The 24,296-nt window shown below is 61.8% G+C and carries 21 protein-coding genes; 14 read left to right on the top strand and 7 right to left on the bottom strand.

What is annotated here, in order from left to right:
- Positions 1–14 precede the first annotated feature (14 nt).
- The 3 genes from VWY34_RS15745 to VWY34_RS15735 form a co-directional block, all read right to left on the bottom strand.
- Positions 15–242 carry a hypothetical protein gene (locus tag VWY34_RS15745; protein WP_340545844.1) on the bottom strand — a complete coding sequence of 76 codons (228 nt, stop codon included), beginning with the start codon at positions 240–242 and terminating at the stop codon, positions 15–17.
- Between the two features lie 219 nt (positions 243–461).
- A complete protein-coding gene (locus tag VWY34_RS15740) occupies positions 462–4,298 on the bottom strand; it encodes an efflux RND transporter permease subunit (protein ID WP_416546129.1) in 3,837 nt (1,278 codons plus the stop codon).
- Complete coding sequence (locus VWY34_RS15735) at positions 4,295–5,590, bottom strand: efflux RND transporter periplasmic adaptor subunit (protein ID WP_416546127.1); 1,296 nt, start codon at positions 5,588–5,590, stop codon at positions 4,295–4,297. Before VWY34_RS15735 ends, VWY34_RS15740 begins: the two co-directional genes overlap by 4 nt.
- Positions 5,591–5,889: 299 nt before the next feature.
- On the opposite strand from VWY34_RS15735, the gene VWY34_RS15730 reads away from it, so the two are divergent.
- From VWY34_RS15730 to VWY34_RS15710, 5 genes are all read left to right on the top strand, one after another.
- Positions 5,890–6,561 carry a hypothetical protein gene (locus VWY34_RS15730; RefSeq protein ID WP_416546125.1) on the top strand — a complete coding sequence of 224 codons (672 nt, stop codon included), beginning with the start codon at positions 5,890–5,892 and terminating at the stop codon, positions 6,559–6,561.
- Between the two features lie 67 nt (positions 6,562–6,628).
- Complete coding sequence (locus VWY34_RS15725) at positions 6,629–7,951, top strand: PQQ-binding-like beta-propeller repeat protein (protein ID WP_416538926.1); 1,323 nt, start codon at positions 6,629–6,631, stop codon at positions 7,949–7,951.
- Between the two features lie 99 nt (positions 7,952–8,050).
- Entirely contained in the window at positions 8,051–9,511 is a 1,461-nt protein-coding gene (gene der / locus VWY34_RS15720) for a ribosome biogenesis GTPase Der (protein ID WP_340545839.1), read from the top strand.
- Between the two features lie 331 nt (positions 9,512–9,842).
- A complete protein-coding gene (locus tag VWY34_RS15715; RefSeq protein ID WP_416540033.1) occupies positions 9,843–10,859 on the top strand; it encodes a fatty acid desaturase in 1,017 nt (338 codons plus the stop codon).
- A complete protein-coding gene (locus VWY34_RS15710; RefSeq protein WP_416546123.1) occupies positions 10,856–11,545 on the top strand; it encodes a helix-hairpin-helix domain-containing protein in 690 nt (229 codons plus the stop codon). The genes VWY34_RS15715 and VWY34_RS15710 overlap by 4 nt, the downstream gene beginning before the upstream one ends.
- 91 nt (positions 11,546–11,636) lie before the next feature.
- Here the strand turns inward: VWY34_RS15710 and serS are convergent, their stop codons facing one another.
- Positions 11,637–12,929, bottom strand: coding sequence for a serine--tRNA ligase (serS, locus tag VWY34_RS15705; protein WP_416546121.1), 1,293 nt, complete (start codon positions 12,927–12,929; stop codon positions 11,637–11,639).
- A 91-nt stretch (positions 12,930–13,020) separates the two neighbouring features.
- Complete coding sequence (locus VWY34_RS15700; protein ID WP_416546119.1) at positions 13,021–14,439, bottom strand: pentapeptide repeat-containing protein; 1,419 nt, start codon at positions 14,437–14,439, stop codon at positions 13,021–13,023.
- A gap of 176 nt (positions 14,440–14,615) precedes the next feature.
- Here VWY34_RS15700 and yajC point away from each other — a divergent pair, with 176 nt between their 5' ends.
- The 9 genes from yajC to VWY34_RS15655 all read left to right on the top strand — a co-directional run bounded on the left by yajC (position 14,616) and on the right by VWY34_RS15655 (position 20,940).
- Positions 14,616–14,900 (top strand): preprotein translocase subunit YajC, encoded by a 285-nt coding sequence (gene yajC, locus VWY34_RS15695; RefSeq protein WP_340545835.1) that lies wholly within the window; start codon positions 14,616–14,618, stop codon positions 14,898–14,900.
- Positions 14,901–14,934: 34 nt separating this feature from the next.
- Positions 14,935–16,596 (top strand): protein translocase subunit SecD, encoded by a 1,662-nt coding sequence (secD, locus tag VWY34_RS15690; RefSeq protein WP_416549112.1) that lies wholly within the window; start codon positions 14,935–14,937, stop codon positions 16,594–16,596.
- A gap of 1 nt (position 16,597) precedes the next feature.
- The gene (secF, locus tag VWY34_RS15685) at positions 16,598–17,566 is read left to right on the top strand and encodes a protein translocase subunit SecF (protein ID WP_416538922.1); all 969 of its coding nucleotides are present in this window, start codon (positions 16,598–16,600) and stop codon (positions 17,564–17,566) included.
- 166 nt (positions 17,567–17,732) lie between these two features.
- Positions 17,733–18,086 carry an Mth938-like domain-containing protein gene (locus VWY34_RS15680; protein ID WP_340545832.1) on the top strand — a complete coding sequence of 118 codons (354 nt, stop codon included), beginning with the start codon at positions 17,733–17,735 and terminating at the stop codon, positions 18,084–18,086.
- Between the two features lie 95 nt (positions 18,087–18,181).
- On the top strand, positions 18,182–18,808 hold the full coding sequence (gene ccmA / locus VWY34_RS15675; protein ID WP_340545831.1) for a heme ABC exporter ATP-binding protein CcmA: 627 nt from the start codon (positions 18,182–18,184) through the stop codon (positions 18,806–18,808).
- Complete coding sequence (gene ccmB, locus VWY34_RS15670) at positions 18,805–19,461, top strand: heme exporter protein CcmB (RefSeq protein WP_340545830.1); 657 nt, start codon at positions 18,805–18,807, stop codon at positions 19,459–19,461. Before ccmA ends, ccmB begins: the two co-directional genes overlap by 4 nt.
- 45 nt (positions 19,462–19,506) lie before the next feature.
- Positions 19,507–20,238: a heme ABC transporter permease gene (locus VWY34_RS15665; RefSeq protein ID WP_416534182.1), complete on the top strand. Its 732-nt coding sequence runs from the start codon at positions 19,507–19,509 to the stop codon at positions 20,236–20,238.
- Complete coding sequence (ccmD, locus tag VWY34_RS15660) at positions 20,238–20,408, top strand: heme exporter protein CcmD (protein WP_416538919.1); 171 nt, start codon at positions 20,238–20,240, stop codon at positions 20,406–20,408. Before VWY34_RS15665 ends, ccmD begins: the two co-directional genes overlap by 1 nt.
- A complete protein-coding gene (locus VWY34_RS15655; RefSeq protein ID WP_340545827.1) occupies positions 20,401–20,940 on the top strand; it encodes a DsbE family thiol:disulfide interchange protein in 540 nt (179 codons plus the stop codon). Before ccmD ends, VWY34_RS15655 begins: the two co-directional genes overlap by 8 nt.
- A 54-nt stretch (positions 20,941–20,994) precedes the next feature.
- On the opposite strand, the gene VWY34_RS15650 is transcribed toward VWY34_RS15655, so the two are convergent.
- Both VWY34_RS15650 and acnA read right to left on the bottom strand, forming a co-directional pair.
- On the bottom strand, positions 20,995–21,255 hold the full coding sequence (locus VWY34_RS15650) for a putative quinol monooxygenase (protein ID WP_416546478.1): 261 nt from the start codon (positions 21,253–21,255) through the stop codon (positions 20,995–20,997).
- Positions 21,256–21,569: 314 nt separating this feature from the next.
- Positions 21,570–24,257: an aconitate hydratase AcnA gene (acnA, locus tag VWY34_RS15645; RefSeq protein ID WP_340545825.1), complete on the bottom strand. Its 2,688-nt coding sequence runs from the start codon at positions 24,255–24,257 to the stop codon at positions 21,570–21,572.
- Positions 24,258–24,296 lie beyond the last annotated feature (39 nt).

Here is a 24,296-nt window from a genome sequence, read left to right as displayed (position 1 = left end):
GGTCTGCGGCGCGGCTAGCCGCTGACGTAGACCCCGTCCTTTGGTTTGTAGAAAATCTTTTGATTGTGAAGCCGTCCGAGCAGATCGTGGATCTGGCGCAGGCTGTCGGCGCGGTTGTGACCGGCGATGCCCTGCACGGTCTGACTGCCGTCAGCCAGTGCGTCCCGCGTGCGTTGCAGCGCGGTTTCGATCAGATCGACGTCGGCAATGGTGAGTTCGAACATATCGTTGAAATCGGGCATCTGATGGGTCCTCTCTGCTGGCGGGGCTGGCTGGAACCGCGCGGCTGTCTTCTGGCGCCCGGCTGGTGCTGCGGTCGGCGGAATGTCTTCAGGCTGGCCCAGCTGGCCGCTCATTACCACCAAAATATGCAGATGCGGCGGATTGGTCGCTGGCCGCCGATGGCTGCGCTTTGGTCCCAACAAACGCACAACGCCCCGCGGAGGCGGGGCGTTGGCTGGTTATTCGGCGGCGCGCAGCGGTGTTGAAGGTGGTTTGTCCTCCTCTTTCCCCCAGACCCCGTCCGGCCTGGTCTGTGCGGCTTCGGGCGCCGACATCGCTGGGTCTCGTTCATTGTCCAGCCTGCCTTCACGCTCCCACAGGATCTCGGTGGTGGGCAGGGTGCGGGCCTTGGTCGCGAGGCGCATGTCGCGCGCGATCTGGCTGGATCGCCCACCGGTAAGCCGTGCAAGCAGGCGGCCAAGGGCGGCGACATAGATCCACAGCCACACCCGGATCGCCAGCAGCGAGGGTGTCACCAGCAGCGTCAGCACGGTGGCAATCCCCAGACCAAAGACCACGGCGGTCGCCAGCTGTTTCCACCACAGCGAGGTCGGGCTGTCGATGGAATAGCCGCCATTGATGAAATCGAGGCTGAGCCCGAACATCATCGGTGCCAGACCGGCCATCGTGGTGATGGTGGTCAGCAGAACCGGACGGATCCGCGCCTCAGCGGTGCGGATGATCGCCTCGATCCGGGGCATCTTCTGGGCGTATTCCTGATAGGTGTCGATCAGAACGATATTGTTGTTCACCACGATGCCTGCCAGCGCCACGATGCCGGTGCCGGTCATGATGATCGAGAACGGCTGCTGCATGACCATCATGCCAATCAGCACGCCGGTGGTGGACAGCACCACCGCCAGAAGAACCAGGATGGAATTGTAAAAGCTGTTGAACTGCGCCAGGAGGATCACGAACATCAGCCCCAGCGCCCCGGCAAAGGCCTTCATCAGGAAGGCGCCGGATTCGGCCTGTTCTTCCTGATCGCCGGTCCATTCCCAGGTGATATCGGCGGGCAGCGGATCGCTCTCCAGCCACTCGGTCAGCTTGGCAATGCGCTCGTTGGCGTTGAGCGCTACAACACGGGCGCCATCCTCCAGTGCCGATTGCAGGGCCTCCTGTGTGGCCGCGCCTTCAAGACTGCGCAGCCTGAACACTGTGCCATCCGGGCCGGTCAACTCGCCGCTCGCGGTTCCTTCGGGGAGAGATTTGACATAGGCCAGCGTCTGCTCCTTGCCGTCCTCGGTCTCGGTGGTGATGACCTTTGACAGGCCCGGTTCGATATCCGCCTTCACGTCGTAATAGCGCTGCTGTTCGACGCGGCTGATTTTTTCCAGTTTGGGAACAGGATGGCGGGTGATGAAGTTCGACAGCGGCACCAGCCCGTCCTCGGTGCGCAGTTTCAGCGCATCAAGGGTGGAGAGGACGCGGTCTTCTTCGGGCAGGCGAACGCGGATTTCGATTTCCTCGTCCGAACTGTCGACGCGCATGGTGTCCAGAAGGATGCCGCGCGTGACCAGCTGCACCATGGCGCCAACGGTCGCCACATCGGCGCCGTACCGCCCGGCCTTTTCGACATCGACGTCGATCTGCCAGTCGATACCGGGAAGCGGCAGGCTGTCCTCGATCAGGTCAAGACCGGGGGTTGCCTCGAACTGGGCGCGGGCCTGCTCGGTGGCGGCGGTCAGCGTGTCCCAGCTGTCGCCTTTCAGACGCAGGTGCACAGGTTTGCCGGAGGCGGGCCCCTGCGCCAGCGCGCGGATTTCCGCTTCAAAGCCCGGCAGCTTGGCCAGTTCGGCGTTGATCTCCTCGATCACCGTATCGCCGTCGAACTCGGTTGCCGTCACCTCGCGGGTGAACCAGCCGTTGAACCAGCTTTCGGTCTGGGTCGGCCGGTCCTCCCATGGGATGATCTCGAACTGGACCTGACCGATGGTATCGGGTGGGGTCTGGGCGCCCGAGGCATCGGTGTTCAGCCCGCCTTCACCGGCAAAGGAGAAGACATTCACGACCGCCGGATGCGACAGGATCACCTGTTCGGTCTGGCGCACCATCTCATCCTCTTCGGTCAGCGAGGTATTGCCACGGGCGCGCACGTAGGCGGTGGCCTGCTCCGGCTCGGATTCGACGAAGAATTCAACGCCGTAGTTGTTCTGACCGAACATGGTGAAGACGGTCATGATGGCAAAGGCGATCGCCCCGATGGTGACGATGGGCATGACCGGATTGCCGACGATGAATTTGATGAAATGGCCAAAGGGCGTGTGTTTGTAGCCGGCATCGACTGATTTCTCGGTCCGGTGCAGACTGGCCGCGCCCAGCGTGACCGAGGCCCCGAAGGCCGCCAGCACAAAGACCAGCGCACCAAAGATCAGCGCGGCGGTATCGGGTACCTGAGCGGGCAGCAGATAGCCCCCGTTGAGCATCTGCATCGCCCCTGCAAACATACCCCAGAGCATCACCGGCACCAGAGCGGCCCGCAGCCACCAGGGTGCAACCGCCCGCAGCCCGTCGGAGAGGTTTTCAAACAGGCGGCTCATGCGGCCGGTGACACCGCCCATGACGGGCAGATAGATCAGCGCCACCACCAGCGATGCCGAGAGCACGAAGATCAGCGTGACCGGCAGCATTCCCATGAATTCACCGGGGACACCGGGCCAGAACAGCATCGGCAGAAAGGCACAGAGCGTGGTCGCGGTTGAGGAAACCACCGGCCAGAACATCCGCTGCGCCGCCTCGACATAGGCGTGCATCGGGCCGGTGCCCTCCTTGATCCGCTTGTCGGCGTATTCGACCACCACGATGGCGCCATCCACCAGCATACCCACCGCAAGGATCAGGCCGAACATCACGATATTGGAGATGCTCACGCCCATCACCGCAAGGAAGGCAAAACACAAAAGGAAGGAGGTCGGGATTGCAAAACCGACCAGCAGCGCGGCACGGCTGCCAAGCGCCGACAGCACCACGATCATCACCAGAGCAACAGCGGTCAGGACCGAACCTTCCAGCTGGCTCACCATGGAGCCGACGACGCGGCTCTGGTCGTTGGAGGTGCCGACCGAGACGGCGGCCTTCAGCTCGGGCGGCCATTTGGTCTTGGCCTCGGCCAAGGTTACCTTGACCAGATCCACAGTGTCGATCAGGTTGTAGCCCTTGCGCTTGACCACCTGCAACGCCACCGTGTCCTCGCCGTTGAACCGCGCGGTGCCGCGACGATCCTCGAAGGTGAAATTGATCGTGGCCAGCTCACCCAGGGTGACCACGCGGTCGCCATTGGTCTTCACTGGCAGCTCGTAGATGTCGCGCACATCATCAAAGGATGACGGGATCTTCACGGAGAAGGTGCCCTGATTGGTTTCCACCTCACCGGCGGCGATCAGCTGGTTGTTGTTCTGCACAACGGTGATCAGTTCAAGCGCGGTGACGTTATAGGCTTCGAGCCGCAGCGGGTCGATCAGTACTTCGACCATCTCGTCGCGATTGCCGGCGATCCCGGCTTCGAGCACCGGTTCCAGCGCCTCAAGATCGTCCTGCAAGTCCTTGGCGATACGGGCCATCGTGCGTTCGGGCACGGCACCGGTCAGGTTGACGATGACGATGGGGAATTCTGAGAAGTTGATTTCGTTGATGGTGTATTTTTCAGCCCCCTCGGGGAAATCGGCCTCGGCGGCATCCATCGCGTCACGGACATCTGCCATGATCGCGGTCTTGTCCCAGCCAAAGTCGAACTCAAGCGCCACACCGGCGTAGCCTTCGGCGGCGGTTGAGGACATCTTGTCCAGCCCGTCGAGATCGGCCAGCTCGGTCTCCATCACCTTGACCAGCAGGGTCTCGGCATCCTCGGCGGAGATGCCGGGGAAGGGGACAGAGATGAACAGCGCCGGGATTTCGATATCCGGCTCGCCCTCTTTGGGCAGGCTGGCATAGGCAAAGCCGCCGACCAGCAGCGAAATGGCGATGAACGCCAGGATCATACGGGCCCGTTCTGCGGCCCAGCTGACGATACCGGTCATTGGGTAACCTCTTTATACGTGGGCTCAACAGCGACGCCCGCAACAACAAAATCCTGCCCGACAACAATCACATCCGCCTGTTCAGGCAGGCCGCCAACCCAGACACCGCTGGCCTCATCCCGCAGGAGGCTGACGGGGTAAAATCCGACCGTCCGATCCTCTTTGACCACGCGCACGCCCAGCTGGCCGTCATTGTTCAGCGTCAGCGAGGATTGCGGCAGGTAATGCGCCTTGGAACCTTCGGCGGAGATCACGATATCGGCAGTCTGGCCGTCGCGGATCGCCAGATCCGGGTTCGGCACGGTGATTTCCACCTCAAATGTGCGGGTGGTGGGATCGGCTGAGCGGCTGATAAAGGTCACCTTGCCCGCAGCCAGACGCCCGTTTGCCAGTTCGGCGCGGGCCATGGCGCCAATGGTGACACGGTTGACTTCGGCTTCTGGCACGTAACCGACCAGTTTGATGGTTTCGAGCTGGATCACCGTTGCACAAAGACTGCCGGGCTGCATCAGGCTGCCCAGTTCGGCGGTGTCGCTTTCCAGCAGCCCGTCAAATGGTGCGAGGATATCCAGACGCGACAGTTCCTTTTCAGAGGCGGCAACCTGTGCCGAGGCGGCTTCGATGCCCGCGCTGGTGGTTTCCAGCCCGGTTTCCGCCGTTGCCACGCCCGCCACCGCAGAGCGCTCGGCAGCCTGCGCCGAAGCCAGCCGGGTTTCAGAGGCAAAGCCCCCTTCGGAGAGTTTCGCCGCAGCGGTCAGATTGATCTGCGCCTCGCGCAGCCGCGCGCGGGCCTCTTCCAGCCGGGCCTTGGCCTCGGGGACGCGGATTTTCGCTTCGCTCAGCCGGGCCTTCGCCTCCAGCAGGGCTGAGGGGCGGGTGCCGGGATCCAGCTTGCACAGCAGATCGCCAGCCTTCACCTGCGCACCCTTGCGCAGCGGTTCGGACAGGACGGTGGATGTGGTTTCAGACCGGACCTCAACCTCGCGGATGGCCTGGGTCTGACCACGCAGCACGACAGCGCTGTCGATACCACGGGCGCTGCTGCGGATGGCGACAACCCCGACCGGCGATTTGCCGGTCTCCTTGGTATATGCCGCCGCCGCTGCAACGGCTCCGGTTGGATCAGCGGCGTCAGCGGCCGGGACCGCAGCGTCCGCATCAGATGGGGCAGCCGCCGCGTCCACGTCGCTTTGCTCCCCCCGGGCGAAGGCAAGAAGCGCATCCCGCTCGATCACGGCATAATACAAGCCTGCCGTTACAACAGCAGCAGTTATCAGGGGAATTATACGCATCTTGGGCCTTCCTAAATTCATAGTCATCCCATCCGGGACATATAGAACCACTCAACAACCATACCATTAATTCGGCATGTTCAGGCGAACTCGCGCTAAGTGATATGGGCGATATAGGTATTGTCCATACTAAACTCTGTAGTTCAGTTCACATTTTTTGCCTTTTTGGAGCGGTTTGTGCGGGATCGGGCACAACAGGGCCACTTGGCTTGGCACCGGTTGCACTGTAAGAGAAGCAGAACACAGGAAACTTTCCGGCAAGCGCGGGGGCGGTTGCCGGATCTGCCAGGGACATTTTCATGAGCGACACCGACAGCTTTATCGATGAGGTGACAGAAGAGGTCCGTCGCGATCGCCTGTTCAAGATACTCAAACGTTATGGCTGGATTGGCGGCGTGGCCGTGGTGCTGATCGTGGGCGGGGCGGCGCTGCGCGAATACAACCGCGCCCAGACCGAGGCCGCCGCGCAGGCGCTGGGTGACCAGATGATCGCCGCGCTGGACAGCGACGACAGCGCGGCCCGTGCCAATGCGCTGGATGCCATCACCGCTGAAACCGCCGGAGGCGATACGGTGCTGAAGCTGTTGCAGGCCGGTGCTCTGGCCGACGCAGGCGAGCGCGCGGCCGCTGTTGAGCGGCTGAATGCGGTGGCCAGCAATGGCGAGATGCCAGTGATCTATCGCCATATCGCGACCTTCAAGGCGCTTGGCCTGCAGCAGGACAGCCTGCCCATCGCCGACCGCCGGATCCAGTTCGAGGCGCTGGCCCAGCCCGGTGCGCCGCTGGCGCTGCTGGCGCAGGAACAGCTGGCCCTGATCGACATCGAAGACGGCAATGCCGAGGCCGCCATCACCCGTCTGCGCGACATTATTGCGTCGGCGGCGGTCACCTCGGACTTGAAAGACCGTGCCTCGCAAGTGATTGTGGCGCTTGGGGGAGCGCTGGAGCCGGCCGCGGCACCAGAAGGCTGAGGACAATATCTGCGCTGACGGGCGCAGCGAGAAACGTGCAGTATAAGTGCAGTAACGGGGCAGGGTAATGACGGCAGTAACAAGCTTTTGGGGAGCAAGGGGCATTCTGGCAGGAACCGCATTGGCGTTGGTCCTGTCCGCCTGCACCGAGCCTGAGGTCATCCTGCGCGGTGAACGTCTGGATCTGCGCGATGACAGCGTCGCCGTGGTGACCAATGAAACCCGCGCCATTGCCCTGCCTGCGGCACGCAGCAACACCAGCTGGCCACAGGGCCCCGGTGTCGAAGGGCTGCGGCCGGTCCACCCGGCGCTTGCCGCCGCTCCAAACGCGATCTGGTCTACCTCTATCGGCGCGGGCGACAGCCGTCGTCAGCGCATCACCGCCACGCCGGTTGTCGGCGATGGCCGCATCTATACGCTGGACAGCGGCGCCAGAGTTTCCGCCGTTGCCACAAACGGGGCCTTGCAGTGGCAGAGCGAGCTGCTGCCTGCCTCCGACAGCTCCGGTCAGGCCACCGGCGGTGGTTTGGCGTTTGACAATGGCGTGGTTTATGTCTCCTCCGGCTATGGCGTGCTGACCGCGCTGGACGCGGCGAGCGGCGCGACCCTCTGGCGGCAGGAGCTTGAGGCGACCGGCTCGGGGCAGCCCACCGTGCACGACGGGTTGATCTATCTTGTGGCCGGCGATGACACCGGCTGGGCGGTCCATGCCAAGGATGGCCGGATTGCCTGGCAGATCCAGGCCACCCCGAGCCCGTCGAACATCCTGGGCGCGCCTGCGCCTGCGGTGACCTCCGATCTGGCGATTTTTGCCTTTGGATCCGGCGATCTTACAGCGACCTTCCGCAAGGGCGGCCTGCGCCGCTGGAACGCCTCGGTTGCGGGCAAGCGGATCGGGCGGACGATTTCGCGGATCAGCGATGTGACCGGCTCGCCCGTGGTGTCCGGCAACCGCATGTATGTCGGCAACCAGTCCGGGCGTACTGCGGCCTTTGATCTGGCGGCTGGCGATCGTCTGTGGACCGCCCCCCATGGCGCGGTGGATCCGGTTTGGGCCGTTGCGGGCAGTGTTTTCCTGATCAGCGATCTGGGGCAGCTGCTGCGGCTGGACGCGGACAGCGGCGAGGCGATCTGGGCGGCCGATCTGCCCGGATACCTGAAGGACAAACCCCGCAAGCGGGGCGCCATCGTGGCGCATCACGGCCCGGTGGTGGCCGGGGGGCAGGTGGTTGTCGCCTCCAATGATGGGCTGCTGCGCTTTTTCAGCCCCGAAAGCGGAGCACTGCTGCGCACGGTTGCGGTGCCGGGCGGTGCCAGCACCGCGCCGGTGGTGGCTGGCGGCACGCTTTATGTCGTGTCGACCAAGGGGCAATTGCACGCTTTCCGATAGCGCTTTGATGCGGTAGGAGAGGGTTAAACAGCGATGTGCTCTGGCAGGGCACGCGCAGATGCGCTATGGGGCGCGTCTGAATCGCAGAAAGTTGGTCTGATGTCTTTTACCCTCGCTATTGTGGGCCGCCCGAATGTGGGCAAATCCACACTGTTCAATCGTCTCGTCGGCAAGCGGCTGGCGCTGGTGGATGACCAGCCCGGCGTCACGCGCGATCTGCGCGAAGGGGAAGCGCGTCTTGGCGATCTGCGCTTTACCGTGGTGGATACCGCCGGTCTGGAAGATGCCACCGACAACTCGCTGGAAGGGCGGATGCGCCGCCTGACCGAGCGGGCGGTCGATATGGCCGATATCTGTCTGTTCATGGTCGATGCCCGCGTTGGTGTGACTCCGGTTGATCAGATGTTTGCCGAAATCCTGCGCAAGAAATCCGCGCATGTGATTCTGGCCGCCAACAAGGCCGAGGGCAATGCCGCCGACGCCGGTGTTCTGGACGCCTGGGGGCTGGGGCTGGGAGAGCCGATCCGCCTGTCCGGCGAACATGGTGAGGGTCTGAACGACCTTTATGCGCAGCTGATGCCGCTGGCGGATGAGTTTGAAAAACGCGCCAAGGACGACAGCCCGGAGATTGACGTCGTGCTGGATGAGGACGCCGAGGAGGATGACCTCTCGGTGCCGATGCCGACCCGCAACAAACCGTTGCAGGTGGCGGTTGTCGGGCGTCCGAATGCGGGTAAATCCACCCTGATCAACAAGATCCTCGGCGAGGATCGCCTGCTGACCGGGCCCGAGGCCGGGATCACCCGCGATGCGATCTCGCTACAGATCGACTGGCAGGATGTGCCGATGCGGATCTTTGACACCGCAGGTATGCGCAAGAAGGCCAAGGTGCAGGAAAAGCTTGAGAAACTTTCTGTGTCGGACGGTCTGCGGGCCGTGAAATTTGCCGAGGTTGTGGTGGTCCTTCTGGATGCGGCAATCCCGTTTGAACAACAGGATCTGCGCATTGCCGATCTGGCCGAGCGTGAAGGCCGCGCGGTTGTGGTTGCGGTGAACAAATGGGACATCGAGGACGAAAAGCAGGAAAAACTGCGCAATCTGAAAGAGGCCTTTGACCGGCTGCTGCCGCAGCTGCGCGGCGCGCCGCTGATCACCGTGTCGGCCAAGACCGGCAAGGGGCTGGACCGGCTGCACGCGGCCATCATGCGTGCCTATGACGTCTGGAACCGCCGGGTGCCAACAGCGGCGCTGAACCGCTGGCTGACGGGGATGCTGGAACAGCACCCGCCGCCAGCCCCGCAGGGCAAACGGATCAAGCTGCGCTATATGACCCAGGCCAAGACCCGTCCGCCGGGCTTTGTGGTGATGTGTTCGCATCCCGACAAGATGCCCGAGAGCTATAATCGCTATCTGGTCAACGGGCTGCGGCAGGATTTCGACATGCCGGGCACGCCTATTCGTCTGACGCTGCGCTCGCAGTCGGACAAGAACCCCTACAAGGGCAAGAAAAAAGCGCCGCCGTCGAAGCTGCGCAAACATCTGGAAGGCCGCCGCAGCTGAGCGTTGCCGTGCTGATCGCAGGATGAGATTTCGGGCAGCCCCTTCGAGGGCTGCCTTTTTTCATGGGGCGCGCGGCTTCACGCCTGCGACCTTGGCCCCATTTGACCGCAAGCCATTGGCTTTGCTAGGCTTCACCATAGATTATTGAAAGCCGGGGTGGCTTCTCTGCGCAATCTGATGCCGGTCGGGCGGCCGGACCGTCAGATGCGGGGCGCCGCGTCGGGGTATTGCGGGGTATTCACAGTGGCGGTCTGAACGTCGCCGGGCCACGGGCAATCTGCCTCAGACCATCGTCATTTCAGCGTCACACTGCGTCTCTAAGGAACATTTCATGGATCTGAGAGCATATACGCGGACTTATTGCGAGAAGGATAACCGGCTGGCGGCGCTCAGCTATTTTGGGACGTTTGCGGTCTATTTCCTGTCGCTGTCATTGGCGATCCGCTACGCCGACATCTGGTATCTGATGGCGCCTGCCGGGGTGGTTTTTGCCTTTGCGGCGGTGCGGCTTTATGTGCTGCAACATGACACCGGGCATCATTCTCTGTTCGAAACCCGATGGCAGAACGAAGTCGCAGGCCATGTGCTGTCGCCCTTCACCTTTGCGCCGTTTGAGGTGATGAAACAGAACCACAATGAGCATCACGCCTATGTTGGCAATCTGGAACACCGCGAGTCCGGTGAGATCCACACCATGACGCTGCGCGAATGGCAGGCGGCGGGCTGGGCGCAGCGGCTGGTCTATCGGCTGTATCGCAACCCGTTTGTGCTGGTGCCGCTGGGGGCGGCGTTCACCTATTTCATCCGCTATCGCTGGCCGAAGAACACGCTGCGCTTTGGCGTCCTGGGGGTGGTGCTGCACAATGTGGTGATCGTGCTGCTGCTCGCGCTGCTCTATGCCATCGCGGGGATGGCCGGGGTGCTGATCTGGCTGGGGTTTTCCTTTCTTGGTGGGATGATCGGGGTGTTTCTGGTCTATCTCCAGCATAATTTTGAGGACACCTATTGGGATCGTCGGCCGGACCTCAATCCGCAGGTGGCCGCCCTTCAGGGATCATCGTGCCTCGATTTTGGCTGGTTTTTTGACTTTGCAGTCGCCAATATCACGCTTCATGACATTCATCATTTCAACGCCCGCATTCCCAGCTACCGGCTGCGTCGGTGCCACCACAATCTGCCGCCGGAGATTGCTCCGCGCAGGATCAAATTTGGCGAGGCGGTCCGCGCCATGGGGCTGAAACTCTGGGATGAGGAGCAGCAGCGGCTGGTGCCATTCCCGCAGCAGGCGGCAGGATCGGTCGCCGTGGCGGGTGGGATGCAGGCGACCAACAGGCAGGAGACCTCATGACATCCATTGCAACACTTCCCGGTGTCGGTCCTGCCTTGGCGCAGGTTCTGGCACAAAACGGCTGCGCCACGGTTGAGGCGGTTGCCGGAAAAACGCCGGAGGAGCTGAGCCGGATCCCGCGTATCGGCCGGCTGCGCGCGCAGAAGCTTGTGGCCGAGGCGCGCAAGGCGCAGCAGGTCGCGAAGGGCGCCGGGACCGGACCGGATCACCGTGCCAATGGCGCCACGCCCGCGTCAGCGGCGCGCAATGGCGCGGATACCCAGACGGGCGATGCCGCGCAGCTCAGCTCGGCGCTTGCTGCGGCCGAGGCCGCCCGCCGCGCGGCGGAGGCCAAGGCGGAGAGGGCCGTCACCAAGGCCAAGAAGGCCGCCAAACAGGCCGCAGCCCTGGCGGAGGAATTCGCCGCCGCAAAGGTGAAGGCCAAAGCCAAGGCAAAGCGGGTGAAGGCCAAGGCAAAACGCGCCATCGAGAAGGAAAAGGCCAAGGCCAAGGCGATCCTTGAGGCCAAGAACAATCCAAAGAAAGACAGCGCTAAGAAAGACGGCGCCAAGAAAGACGCCAAGAAGGAACCTGCGAAAAAAGCCTCCGACCGGAAAGAGACCGGCAAGAAGGAGGCAGGCCGCAAGAAGGCCAGTGCGAAGAAACAGGACGATTCTGCCGCTGCCGCAAAGGGCAGGAAGAAATAGGCCTCACCGGAGGCGCGTCTCGCGAGAAAAAGGAAAACCGGCGCTGGGGTGCGCCGGCTTTTATATTTTATTAACAGGTTGCAGTGCGCTGTTAAACCAGATCACCTGCCGCCGTCAGGGTCAGGCGACCGCCCAGGTAGGGGGCAAGCACCTCGGGCAGTTTGACGGAGCCGTCTTCCTGCTGACCGTTCTCCAGCACCGCAATCAGGCAGCGCCCGACCGCCAGACCGGAGCCATTGAGCGTGTGCAGATATTCCGGCTTGCCACCGTCCGCAGGTTTGAACCGGGCGTTCATGCGGCGGGCCTGAAAATCACCGGTGGTGGAGACCGAGGAAATCTCTCGGTAGGTGTTCTGCCCCGGCACCCAGGCCTCGATGTCAAAGGTACGGCGCGCGCCAAAGCCCATGTCGCCGGTGCACAGCACGACGGTGCGATAGGGGATGCCCAGTTTCTCAAGGATCCCTTCGGCGCAGCGCAGCATACGCTTCTGCTCATTATCGGACTGGCTGGGGTGGACGATAGAGACCATCTCCACCTTCTCGAACTGGTGCTGACGCAGCATGCCGGAGGTGTCCTTGCCAGCGCTGCCCGCCTCGGAGCGGAAACACAGCGTATGCGCGGTCATGCGGATCGGCAGGGCGGCCTCATCAAGCGTGTCGCCCGCAACGGAATAGGTCAGCGGCACCTCGGAGGTGGGCACCAGCCACCAGCCATTGGTGGTCTGATAGCTGTCATCGCCAAATTTGGGCAGCTTGTCGGTGCCATACATCGCCTCATCGCGCACCAGAACCGGGGAATTCACCTCGGTCAGGCCGTTCTCATCGACATGGGTGTCGACCATGAACTGCGCCAGCGCGCGGTGGATACGGGCCACGGCGCCCTTCAGCAGCACAAAGCGGGAGCCGGAGATTTTGGCGGCGGTTTCGAAATCCATCGCAGCTGCGACGCCCTTGATTTCAAAGTGCTCTTTCGGTTCAAAGGCGAAATTGGGGATCGCTCCCCATTTGCTGACCTCGACATTGTCGTCCTCATCCGCGCCCTCGGGCACGTCCTCGGCGGGCAGGTTGGGAATGCGGGCCAGCACATCGGTGAGCTTGGCGTCCAGTTCCTTGGCCTCGGTCTGCAGGGTGGCGACTTCGGCTTTCTTGCCGGCCACTTCCGCGCGCAGACGCTCGAATTCGGCATCGTCCCCCTTGGCCTTGGCCGCGCCGATGGCCTTGGCCGCCTTGTTCTGGTCGGCCTGAGCGGTTTCGGCCGCCTGGATTTTGGCCCGGCGGGTTTCATCCAGCGCCAGGATGTCAGAGGACATCGCCGCATCCCCACGCCGCGCCAAAGCGGCGTCAAAAGCGGCAGGGTTCTCGCGGATCGCGCGGATGTCATGCATGGGGGTGCTCCTAAAGCGTTGAATCAGTGCCGCCAGCATATGCCGGATGGGGGCGGGAAGGGGAAGGGGGCGCTAGTGGTTGGCGAAGTTATTAGCTCATTTGTGTCTTCCATGAAAAGGGAAGTGGCAGAGGTCCAGTTTGATCATTAGGTCGTTGTAGAGAGTGGGTTACACCGTCGTCAGAACTATATGGTGACCAAGATCTAAATCCTTTTTCAGACAATTTGCGTGACAGGTCATCGGCGCGTTCGGATTCTCCGTCATCTTTTGCATACTCCAATTCCATCCTAAGTTCAGAAATGCTGCCATTTCTGTTTGGCCGAGTGTAGCGTTCGTGAAGTTTGGTATCACTCGTGCCGAAAATTGTATTCATTTGGATATTGTCGCCGAGGTTGAATACACCTGATAAATCAGCACCTGAGACATCAAGCCCCCGCAGAGTTGCCCATCCAAGATGATTGGAGTGAAGTGAACCGACCGGTTGGTTAAGTGTCGCATGTACTAGGATCGCGCCTGTCAGATCACAATCGAGAAATCTCGAATAGTTTAGAGTGCAGTAGTTTAACTCAGCGCCTTGGAAATTCGCCCTCATAAAGTTCGCGCCCTCAATGAGACTGTGGTGGAACATTGCTCCCGAGTAATCGCGTGTAGCGAAGTCCGCACCGGAAAGATTACAGTTTCGTAAGTCCAGTCTGAAGCGCAGAAAAGCTTCTGCTTGTTTTCCCTTCTGTCCACGCCGACCGATTGCTTTTATGGCCATTTGGATGTCGTCCCTCAGTGAAGGAACTCTTTCCAGCTTCCCTGTGGGGCTAGGATCGTCACACATCGCATTGTTTCGGACATAGGCGCAGAGGATCTCGATAATCTGGATGTGAAAATCCAAATTCTCTTTCGCCAGTCTCTCCAGCGCCAAAATCGACCCAGTTCGGACTTCGATGTTTGGTTTGGTGACTTCCGCCATGATCGGCTTCTTCAGATCTGGATTACCATTAATGTCATCTTCATAGAGCAAAGCGCCTTCGGAACCCTGTCTTTGCTGCTTCACCGTTTTCTCGGCCCCCAACCCTTCAACGGCCTTGTTGATCCTGTCCGTGATCAGCCCCTGTTCGGTTGCCGTCGTGTTCCGTTCATTCGTCCACACCCGGATCGAAGCAAAGAATATGGTGGCGGAGCCTGCAAGTATGGCGACCAAGATGCCGATGCTGTGAGCGAGAAAGCGTATTTCCTCAGCCCCTGGTTCCGTCTTGGCAAGCTCACCGCGAAGAAGATCGACAAGACGGCGTACGCTCAGCCCGATTTCGACCAGATAAAATGTCATCGCGAGGACGAAGAGTATGCCAACCACGATCAACAGCCCGCTGACGTAGTGTCGGCGCAGCGAAACCAATGGTTGCGGGAGCGCGGAGGGTTTGAGGCTTGTCGCCCAGAGCAGCGCATAGACCCCGCCACACAGCGCAATGAAGGTGAAAAACAGCGGGTGGCTGACAATCGCCAGATAGGTGTTGAGCACGAAAATAACCTTGCTGAAAAATGCGCTTTCACCCTCTCATCGCTCCCGCCATGGGTCAACTGCGTTTGCGGTATCGCAACTGGCCCCGTTAGCCTTGCAAAGCCCCGGGCCAGCGCATAGGTTCCCCTGCAAAATTAAGGGCGTCTGAAGCGCCTGTCACACAGAAGGAATATCCCATGGAAGGTGGCGCACTCGCCCAGTTTCTCCCGCTCATTCTGATCTTTGCGATCATGTATTTCCTGCTGATCCGTCCGCAGCAGAAAAAACTGAAGACCCATCAGGCGATGGTCGAGGCGCTGCGCCGGGGCGATCAGGTGGTGACCCAGGGTGGCATCATCGGCAAGGTGGCCAAGGTCAAGGACGATGGCGAGATCGAAGTGGAAATCGCCGAGGGTGTGAAAATCCGCGTGATCAAATCCACCATCGCGCAGGTTCTGAACAAGACCGAGCCGGCAGCGTAAGTATCCCCGCTTAACCAACTGAAAAGGCAGGGCAATGCTGCAAATTGATCTCTGGAAGCGGGTTCTCATCTGGCTGGTCTGTGTGACCGGCCTTTTGCTTGCCCTGCCAAATGCGTTTTACACGCGCGTCGAGCAGGCCAATGACGCCGCCGCCGAAATAATCGCGAAGGGCGAAAGCCCCGCGCGGCTGGACGTGGCGGGCCAATGGCCGTCGTTCATGCCGTCGTCGCTGGTCAACCTTGGTCTGGACCTGCGCGGTGGCGCGCATCTTCTGGCGGAGGTGAAGGTGGCCGACGTCTACGGCGCGCGCATGGATGCGCTCTGGCCCGAAGTGCGCGACGCTTTGCGCCCTGAGCGCGGCGAGGTTGGCACCTTTCGCCGCCAGCCCGCACCGGAAGGGCAGATTCGTCTGAAGATCTCTCAGCCCGAGGGCATGGCCCGCGCGCTGGAGGTTGTGCGTGGTCTGGCCAATCCGATCACCAGCCTGACTGGCGCCGGGGCCACGGATATCACCGTGTCCGGGACCGGTGACATTCTGACCGTAGAGCTGAGCGAGCAGGAGAAGCTGGCCTCTGATGACCGCACCGTGCGTCAGGCGTTGGAAATCATCCGCCGCCGGATCGACGAAGTGGGCACCCGCGAGCCGACCATTCAGCGCCAGGGCAGCGACCGGATCCTGATCCAGGTGCCCGGCATCGGGTCGGCGTCTGAGTTGAAGGCGATCATCGGCACCACCGCCCAGCTGACCTTTAACCCCGTCGTGGGGCGCGGCACGGACGCCGATGCCAATGCGGGTGTCGGCAACAAAGTCGTGCCGTCGCTGGACGAAGACGGTGTGTTCTACACCGTTGAGGCTGCACCGGTTGTGACCGGTGAGGAGCTGGTGGATGCGCAGCCGTCGTTTGATCAGAACGGCCGCCCGGCGGTCAGCTTCCGTTTCAACACCACCGGTGCGCGCAAGTTCGGCGACTATACGGCCGAAAACATCGGTTCGCCCTTTGCCATCGTGCTGGATGAGGAGGTGGTCTCCGCCCCGGTGATCCAGTCGCATATTCCGGGTGGCTCTGGCATTATCACCGGCAACTTCACCATCGAGGAAAGCACCAATATGGCGATCCTGCTGCGTGCAGGTGCGCTGCCTGCGGGGCTGGAGTTCCTTGAGGAACGCACAATTGGCCCGGAACTGGGGCAGGACAGCATTGACGCGGGCAAGGTTGCGACCATCGTCGCCTTTGTCGGGGTGCTGGTGTTCATGGCGCTGAGCTACCGTCTGTTCGGGGTCTTTGCCAATATCGCGCTGATCCTCAATATCGCGCTTATCTTTGGCGCGCTGAGCCTGATTGGTGCGACGCTGACCCTGCCGGGGATTGCGGGTATTGTTCTGACGGTCGGTATGGCGGTGGATGCCAATGTGCTGATCTTTGAACGGATCCGCGAGGAGCTGAAGGCCGGTCGAGGTCCTGCACGGGCCATTGACGAAGGCTATTCCAAGGCGCTGAGCGCCATTCTTGACGCCAATATCACCACCTTCATCACCGCTGTGATCCTGTTCGCCATGGGCTCTGGCCCGGTGCGCGGCTTTGCGATCACGCTGGGGCTGGGGATTCTGACATCGGTCTTCACCGCGATCTTCGTGACGCGGGTGATCATCGTGATGTGGTTTGAACGGCGTCGTCCGAAAACAATCGAGGTCTGAGATGCGGCTGAAACTAATTCCCGAAAATACCTCGTTTGATTTCTTCAGACTCTGGAAACTGTGGCTGGGCATCTCTGCGCTGATGATCGTTGTCGGCTTTGCCTCCTTTGCCTTGCAGGGGCTGAATTTCGGCATCGACTTCCGCGGCGGCACCACCATCCGGACCGAAAGCACGACCGAGATCGACGTGGGCGCCTATCGCGGCGCGCTGGAACCGCTGGAGCTGGGGGACATCACCATCAGCGAGGTGTTCGATCCGACCTTTGACGTGGACCAGCATGTGGCCATGGTGCGCATCCAGGCGCAGGGCGATGGCGAGTCGATTTCCGGCGCAGTGATCGCGGATGTGAATGCAGCACTGGATACGGTGGCACCGGGGATCAAATTCGTCTCGGTGGAATCTGTAGGCCCCAAGGTCTCGGGTGAGCTGGTACAGACGGCGGTGCTGGCGGTCGCCCTCGCGATTGGTGCGGTTCTGATCTATATCTGGCTGCGCTTTGAGTGGCAGTTCGCGCTTGGCGCTGTTGCCGCGCTTGTCCACGATGTGGTGCTGACCATTGGCGTGTTCTCGGAACTGCAGATCAAGTTCGATCTGGCCATCATCGCGGCGCTGCTGACCATCGTCGGCTATTCGCTGAACGATACTGTGGTGGTTTTCGACCGGGTGCGTGAAAACCTGCGTCGCTACAAGAAAAAGCCACTGGCCGAGGTTCTGAACATCTCGATCAACGAAACCCTCAGCCGGACGGTGATGACCTCGGTGACCACATTGCTGGCGCTGATCTCGCTTTATGTGCTGGGCGGAGATGTGATCCGGGGCTTTGTCTTTGCGATGATCTGGGGCGTCATCATCGGCACCTATTCGTCGATCTTCGTGGCCTCCACCATCCTGTTGTGGCTGGGTGTGAAACGCGACTGGACCAAGCCGTCGAACACCGCAGGCAACCAGTTCGCAAATATCGACGCCTGAGAGTTCAGACCGAGCGACGGGTCAAAGGCCGCAGCCCCATGGGTTGCGGCCTCTTTTTATCGGCATATGCGGCGCTGGTATTTTGTCGCGGTGGCGGACATGTTATGCAGCCGGGCAGGGCAGGGTCGCCCGCCCACCACCCGACCACGTACAAAGGATGCACGCCATGCGTTTGAACGAAGTTGCCTATACGGATGCCCTGCCAATTGATGGCTATGGGCCGGGGTTCTTTCGGGTTGGCGGTGAGGTGCATCACGGCAATATCCTGACCGGGGCCACGGGGACCACGGACTGGGGCGGCTATGAGGACAGCGCGCCATTGCTGGCGCTTGCCGGGGATGTGGATGTGCTGTTCGTCGGCACCGGCGCCGAGGTGGCCCATATCCCCGCCGGTCTGCGCCAGCAGCTGGAAGGGGCCGGAATCGGGGTTGAGGCGATGAACTCCCCCGCCGCCTGCCGGACCTATAACGTGCTGTTGTCCGAGGGCCGCCGCATCGCGCTTGCGGCGCTTGCGGTCTGACTGTCGCACGTGCAGGCCTGGGCTTGATCTGGCGCAAGGACAGCGGCCGCCGGATCGGCTTTTTCGAAGCAGAACCAAATGGGTAGGCGGATTTCATGACAGTGACCATCGCAGGGCTGAGCATCGCGCGCGGCGGCGTTCCGGTGCTGGAGAGGGTGAGCTTTGCGCTGACACCGGGCCGGGCGCTGATCCTGCGGGGGCCAAACGGCAGCGGCAAGACCACGCTGCTGCGCACCATCGCCGGGCTGCAACCGCCGCTGGCGGGTGAGATCAATTTTGACGGCGACGGCAGCGCCGAGGATTTTGCCTATGCCGGCCACGCCGACGGGATCAAGCTGACGCTGACAGTGGCGGAGAACCTGCGGTTCTGGGCGGCGATTTTTGCCACCGGGGCGATTGATGCCGCGCTGGATGCCTTTGACCTCCGGGGTCTGCGCGACCGGCAGGCCGGGGCGCTGTCGGCCGGACAGAAACGCCGCCTGGGTCTGGCGCGGCTGATGGTGACGGGGCGGCGCTACTGGATCCTGGATGAACCGACCGTCAGTCTGGACCGGGCCTCGGTGCAGCAGTTTGCACAGGTGGTGCAGCAGCATCTGGCCGGTGGCGGCGCGGCGCTGATCGCCACGCATATCGATCTTGGCCTGGATGGCGACACGCTGGATGTGGGCCGTTTTCGGGCCAGGCTGCCGGATCTCGACAATTTTGACGGAGCCTTCCTGTGAGGGCGCTGTTGCTGCGGGATCTGAAGCTGGCGCTGCGTGCCGGCGGCGGCTTTGGGCTTGGGCTGGCGTTTTTCCTGATTGTCACCGTGCTGGTGCCATTCTCGGTGGGGCCGCAGTCCGAATTGCTCAGCCGTATCGCGCCCGGCATCCTCTGGCTGGGCGCGCTCCTGGCCTGCCTGTTGTCGCTGGACCGTCTGCTGGCGCTGGACTGGGAGGATGGGACGCTGGATCTGATGGCCACGGCGCCGCTGCCGCTGGAAGCGGTGGTGACGATCAAGGCGCTGGCCCATTGGATCACCACCTCGCTGCCGCTGGTTCTGGCAGCACCGGTGCTCGCGGTTCTGCTCAACCTGCCGGGGCAGGGGTTTCTCTGGCTGGTGGTTTCGCTGCTGTTGGGCACGCCCGCGCTGTCGGTGATCGGCACCTTTGGTGCGGCGCTCACTGTCGGGCTGAAGCGGGGCGGTCTGCTGATGTCGCTTCTGGTGCTGCCGCTTTATGTGCCGACGCTGATCTTCGGAGCCGAGGCGGCGCGCCGGGGGGCCGAGGGCATGGCGGTAGAGACGCCGCTGTTGATGCTGGCCGGTATCTCGGCCGCCTCGCTGGCGCTGCTGCCCTTTGCCAGTGCCGCCGTGCTGCGCGTCAATTTGCGCTAGGATGAATGAATTGAGATCCCTTCAAGCAAGAGCTAAATAGCCACCATGTCGATCTGGGAATACGCCAATCCAAAGAAGTTCCTGACCACCTCGGAGCGGGTCTTGCCCGCGCTGTGGGTCACAGCTGCCGTGCTGACCTGTGTGGGGCTGGTCTGGGGGTTCTTCTTCACACCAGATGACTACCGGCAGGGGTCCACGGTGAAGATCATCTTCCTGCATGTGCCTTCGGCGCTGATCGCCATCAACGCCTGGTTCATGATGCTGGTGGCCTCGCTGATCTGGGTGGTGCGCCGTCATCATGTCAGTGCCCTGGCCGCGCGTGCCGCAGCGCCCGTCGGGGTGGTGATGACGCTGATCGCGCTGGTGACCGGCGCGCTCTGGGGCCAGCCGATGTGGGGCACCTGGTGGGTCTGGGACCCGCGGCTGACCTCATTCCTTGTGCTGTTCCTGTTCTACCTTGGCTATATCGCCCTGTGGGAGGCGATCGAGGATCCGGACACAGCGGCGGATCTCACCTCGATCCTGTGTCTTGTCGGCTCGGTCTTTGCGGTGCTCAGCCGCTATGCGGTGAACTTCTGGAACCAGGGTCTGCATCAGGGCGCGTCGCTCTCGCTCGACAAGGAGGAGAATGTGGCCGATGCGTTCTCCAACCCGCTCTATGTCTGCATGATCGGCTTTGGCCTGATGTTTCTGGCGCTGGTGCTCTACCGGACCGGCACGGAAATCCGCGCTCGCCGGATCCGTGCGCTGATGCTGCGTGAAAGGATGGACGCATAATGCCCGATCTTGGAAAATATGCCGTTGAAGTGCTGTCTTCCTACGGCGCCTCTCTGGTTCTGCTGGCCGGACTGCTGGTGATCACCTTTGCCCGTGGTCGCCGGATACGGCGGGAGATGCAGGCAATGGAACAACAGATGCAGACCCGTGGAGGTGCGCCCCGTGGCTAAGATTTCTCCCGTGATGGCGCTGCCGGTTCTGGTTTTTGGCGGGCTGGTGGCCCTGTTTCTGGCTGGCATGTTCCGCGATGATCCCGAAAGCCTGCCCTCAGCGCGCGAAGGTCAGAGCGCGCCGCCGGTTGTGCTGACCGATTTTCCCGGTGAACCCGGGTTCGACGATGCCACGCTGCGTGACGGCAGCGTGAAACTGGTGAATTTCTGGGCCAGCTGGTGTGGCCCCTGCCGGGTGGAACACCCGAGCCTGGACGCGCTGTCCAAGGAAGGGCTGGCGATTTACGGGGTGAACTACAAGGATCAGGAAGACAATGCCGTTGGCTTTCTGAACGAGCTGGGCAATCCCTATACGGCCATCGGTCGCGATGAGGCAGGTCGGATGGCGCTGGACTGGGGTGTCTATGGCGTGCCGGAAACCTATGTCATCGACGGTAAGGGCACTATCATCCTGCGTTTTGCCGGTCCCATCACGCAGCGGGTGATCGACAGCACCCTGCGCCCGGCACTGGAGCGTGCGGCAGCCAACTGATGCGGCTGCCATCGGCAGGCGGCGCAGGCCTTGCGGGGCAAGCAGGATCCGATCCTAGCCGAGCTCATAGGTTCGGAAGATCTGTTCGTCCTGTATGAACTCTGCCAGCCGATCAAAATCACCGCGGTCTGCCCGCCAGGTGAGATAGGCGCTCTGGACCTCGCTGTTCTCCCAGATCTGGAAAATGACCACCTCGCCGCGCTCTGGTGCCAGCAGGAGATGGGCCTGGATACAGCCCTGAAAACGACGGGTTTCCGGCATCAGTTTTTGCAGCGCCGCGACCAGCTCGTCGTAGAGGTCGGGGATCGCCGTGATGGTGACAATGATAGCTTCTTTTTAAGGAGTGTCGTTCACTGGGCATCCGTCTGAGTTTAGTGCGTCTTGGGGGCGGCTGAGCACAACCTGTTGCATCTGGCAGTGCCGTCGTTACGCGGCTGCTAGATCTGTTGATAAATCCTAGACGGGCCGGCAGCCCGCCGTCCAGTTCGAAGTTTACGTAACGGCATCTTGATGCGATGATTCCGATTGGTCCCGCGAGTTTATGCCTGAATTCATCGTGTTGAAAACAAAAACGGGTGCCCCGAAGGGCACCCGCGTTGATCGCTCAGATGCTGTGACCTGCGCCTGCCTTAGGATTTGGCGAGGTTGCGCAGCACGTAATGCAGCACGCCGCCATGTTCGATGTACTCGATCTCGGGCGCGGTATCGATGCGGCACTTCAGGGTGATGGTCTTGGTGGTGCCATCGCCGTAAGTGATGTCGCAAGGAACTTCCTGCTGCGGCTTGATGGTGTCCAGACCGTGGATCGAGACCGTCTCATCGCCGGTGAGCTTCAGCGTCTTGCGCGTGTCGCCGCCGGTGAACTCAAACGGGATCACGCCCATGCCAACCAGGTTGGAGCGGTGGATACGTTCGAAGCTCTCGGCGATGACCGCCTTGACGCCCAGCAGGGCCGTGCCCTTGGCCGCCCAGTCGCGCGAGGAGCCCGCACCATATTGTTCGCCGCCGAAGACAACCAGCGGGGTACCCTGTTCCTGATAGGCCATGGAGGCCTCGTAGACCGAGGTCTGTTCGCCATCGGGGCCTTTGGTATAGCCACCTTCGACACCGTCGAGCATCTCGTTTTTGATGCGGATGTTGGCAAATGTGCCGCGCATCATGATCTCGTGGTTGCCACGACGCGAGCCGTAGGAGTTGAACTCACGCGGCTGCACCTGACGGTCCAGCAGATACTGGCCAGCCGGGGTGGTGGTCGCGAAAGAGCCCGCCGGGGAGATGTGGTCGGTGGTGACCATATCGCCGAGGATCAAGAGCGTTTTTGCGTCCTTGATGTTGGAGATGGTACCCGGCTCAGAGCCCATACCCTGGAAGTAGGGCGGGTTCTGGATATAGGTGGAGCTTGCCGGCCAGTCGTAGGTCTCGGCGTCGGTGGTGTCCACCGCCTGCCATTTCTCGTCGCCTTTGAACACATCGGCGTATTTCGACAGGAAGGCTTCGCGGGTCACGGTTGCTTCGACCAGATCGGCGATTTCCTTCTGGCTCGGCCAGATGTCCTTCAGGTAGACATCCTTGCCGTCCTTGTCCTGGGCAATCGGATCTGACGCCAGATCAATGTCCATGGTGCCCGCCAGCGCATAGGCAACAACCAGCGGCGGCGAGGCCAGATAGTTGGCGCGCACATCGGGGCTGATACGGCCTTCGAAGTTGCGGTTGCCGGACAGAACCGAGGTCGCCACCAGATCACCTTCGGCGATGGCATCGGACAGCTCCTGCTGGATCGGACCGGAGTTGCCGATACAGGTGGTGCAGCCATAGCCCACGAGGTTAAAGCCGATCTTGTCCAGATCTTCCTGCAGGCCTGCGGCCTCCAGATAGGCGGACACAACCTGCGAGCCCGGTGCCAGCGAGGTCTTGACCCAGGGCTTGCGATCCAGGCCGAGGGCAGCGGCCTTGCGCGCCACGAGGCCCGCGCCGATCATCACATAGGGGTTCGAGGTGTTGGTGCAGGAGGTGATCGAGGCGATCACGACCTTGCCGCTTTCCATGGTGTAGTCCTCGCCCTTGACGGCGACTTCCTTGCCCATGGGACGCTTGAAGGTCTCTTCCATTTCCTTCTGGAACGCCGCCTTGGCGCCGGTCAGGGCGACATAGTCCTGCGGGCGTTTCGGGCCGGAGATCGCAGGCACGATGGTGCCCATGTCGAGGCTCAGCGTGTCGGTGTAGATCGGGGCATAATCCGCATCACGCCAGAAGCCGTTTTCCTTGGCGTAGGCTTCGACCAGCGCGATACGGTCTTCGTCGCGGCCGGTGTTGCGCAGGTAGCGGATGGTTTCTTCGTCGATCGGGAAGAAGCCACAGGTGGCGCCATATTCCGGCGCCATATTCGCGATGGTGGCGCGGTCCGCCAGCGGCAGCGTATCAAGACCGGTGCCGTAGAATTCCACGAATTTGCCAACCACGCCCTTGGCGCGCAGCATTTCCACAACCTTCAGTACGAGGTCGGTGCCGGTGGTGCCTTCGACCATGGCGCCGGTCAGCTCAAAGCCGATGACCTCGGGGATCAGCATGGAAATCGGCTGACCCAGCATCGCGGCTTCGGCCTCGATACCGCCAACACCCCAGCCCAGAACGGCCGCGCCGTTGACCATGGTGGTGTGGCTGTCGGTACCAACCAGCGTATCGGGGTAGGCGACCATCTCACCGTTCTGATCCTCATCGGACCAGATGGTCTGGGCGAGATATTCCAGGTTCACCTGGTGGCAGATGCCGGTGCCCGGGGGCACAACGCGGAAGTTGTTGAACGCGCCCTGACCCCATTTCAGGAACTGGTAACGCTCCATGTTGCGTTCGTATTCGCGGTCGACGTTCATCTGGAACGCGCGCGGGTTGCCGAACTCGTCGATCATGACCGAGTGGTCGATGACCAGATCAACCGGGTTCAGCGGGTTGATCTTCTGGGCGTCGCCACCCAGCGCCTTGATACCGTCGCGCATCGCGGCAAGGTCCACAACGGCGGGAACGCCGGTGAAATCCTGCATCAGCACGCGGGCCGGACGATAGGCGATTTCGCGGGGGTTCTTGCCGCCATTGGCGCCCCATTCGGCAAAGGCCTTGATATCGTCAGTGGAGACGGAGAAGCCGCCGTCCTCAAACCGCAGCATGTTTTCCAGCACCACTTTCAGCGCGGCAGGCAGCTTGGCAAAATCGCCAAGACCGGCTTCGGTTGCGGCGGGGATCGAGTAATAGGAGATCGACTTGCCACCCGCGCTCAGTTTGCGGCGCGTCTTGGCATTGTCCTGTCCGACGGTGATAGGCATGTTTGGCCTCCCTCTGGGATGTGAAAACAGGGAATTCGC

This window comes from Phaeobacter sp. JH20_02 (genome assembly GCF_048056915.1).
GTDB classification, from domain to species: Bacteria; Pseudomonadota; Alphaproteobacteria; order Rhodobacterales; family Rhodobacteraceae; genus Phaeobacter; species Phaeobacter bryozoorum.
This window is presented reverse-complemented; position numbering and strand designations above follow the sequence as displayed.

Excerpts from the sequence above, each read along its gene's own strand:
- VWY34_RS15745 (WP_340545844.1), bottom strand. The coding sequence starts at position 242 with ATGCCCGATTTCAACGATATGTTCGAACTCACCATTGCCGACGTCGAT.
- VWY34_RS15740 (WP_416546129.1), bottom strand. The coding sequence starts at position 4,298 with ATGACCGGTATCGTCAGCTGGGCCGCAGAACGGGCCCGTATGATCCTG.
- VWY34_RS15735 (WP_416546127.1), bottom strand. The coding sequence starts at position 5,590 with ATGCGTATAATTCCCCTGATAACTGCTGCTGTTGTAACGGCAGGCTTG.
- VWY34_RS15730 (WP_416546125.1), top strand. The coding sequence starts at position 5,890 with ATGAGCGACACCGACAGCTTTATCGATGAGGTGACAGAAGAGGTCCGT.
- VWY34_RS15725 (WP_416538926.1), top strand. The coding sequence starts at position 6,629 with ATGACGGCAGTAACAAGCTTTTGGGGAGCAAGGGGCATTCTGGCAGGA.
- der (WP_340545839.1), top strand. The coding sequence starts at position 8,051 with ATGTCTTTTACCCTCGCTATTGTGGGCCGCCCGAATGTGGGCAAATCC.
- VWY34_RS15715 (WP_416540033.1), top strand. The coding sequence starts at position 9,843 with ATGGATCTGAGAGCATATACGCGGACTTATTGCGAGAAGGATAACCGG.
- VWY34_RS15710 (WP_416546123.1), top strand. The coding sequence starts at position 10,856 with ATGACATCCATTGCAACACTTCCCGGTGTCGGTCCTGCCTTGGCGCAG.
- serS (WP_416546121.1), bottom strand. The coding sequence starts at position 12,929 with ATGCATGACATCCGCGCGATCCGCGAGAACCCTGCCGCTTTTGACGCC.
- yajC (WP_340545835.1), top strand. The coding sequence starts at position 14,616 with ATGGAAGGTGGCGCACTCGCCCAGTTTCTCCCGCTCATTCTGATCTTT.
- secD (WP_416549112.1), top strand. The coding sequence starts at position 14,935 with ATGCTGCAAATTGATCTCTGGAAGCGGGTTCTCATCTGGCTGGTCTGT.
- secF (WP_416538922.1), top strand. The coding sequence starts at position 16,598 with ATGCGGCTGAAACTAATTCCCGAAAATACCTCGTTTGATTTCTTCAGA.
- VWY34_RS15680 (WP_340545832.1), top strand. The coding sequence starts at position 17,733 with ATGCGTTTGAACGAAGTTGCCTATACGGATGCCCTGCCAATTGATGGC.
- ccmA (WP_340545831.1), top strand. The coding sequence starts at position 18,182 with ATGACAGTGACCATCGCAGGGCTGAGCATCGCGCGCGGCGGCGTTCCG.
- VWY34_RS15665 (WP_416534182.1), top strand. The coding sequence starts at position 19,507 with ATGTCGATCTGGGAATACGCCAATCCAAAGAAGTTCCTGACCACCTCG.
- ccmD (WP_416538919.1), top strand. The coding sequence starts at position 20,238 with ATGCCCGATCTTGGAAAATATGCCGTTGAAGTGCTGTCTTCCTACGGC.
- acnA (WP_340545825.1), bottom strand. The coding sequence starts at position 24,257 with ATGCCTATCACCGTCGGACAGGACAATGCCAAGACGCGCCGCAAACTG.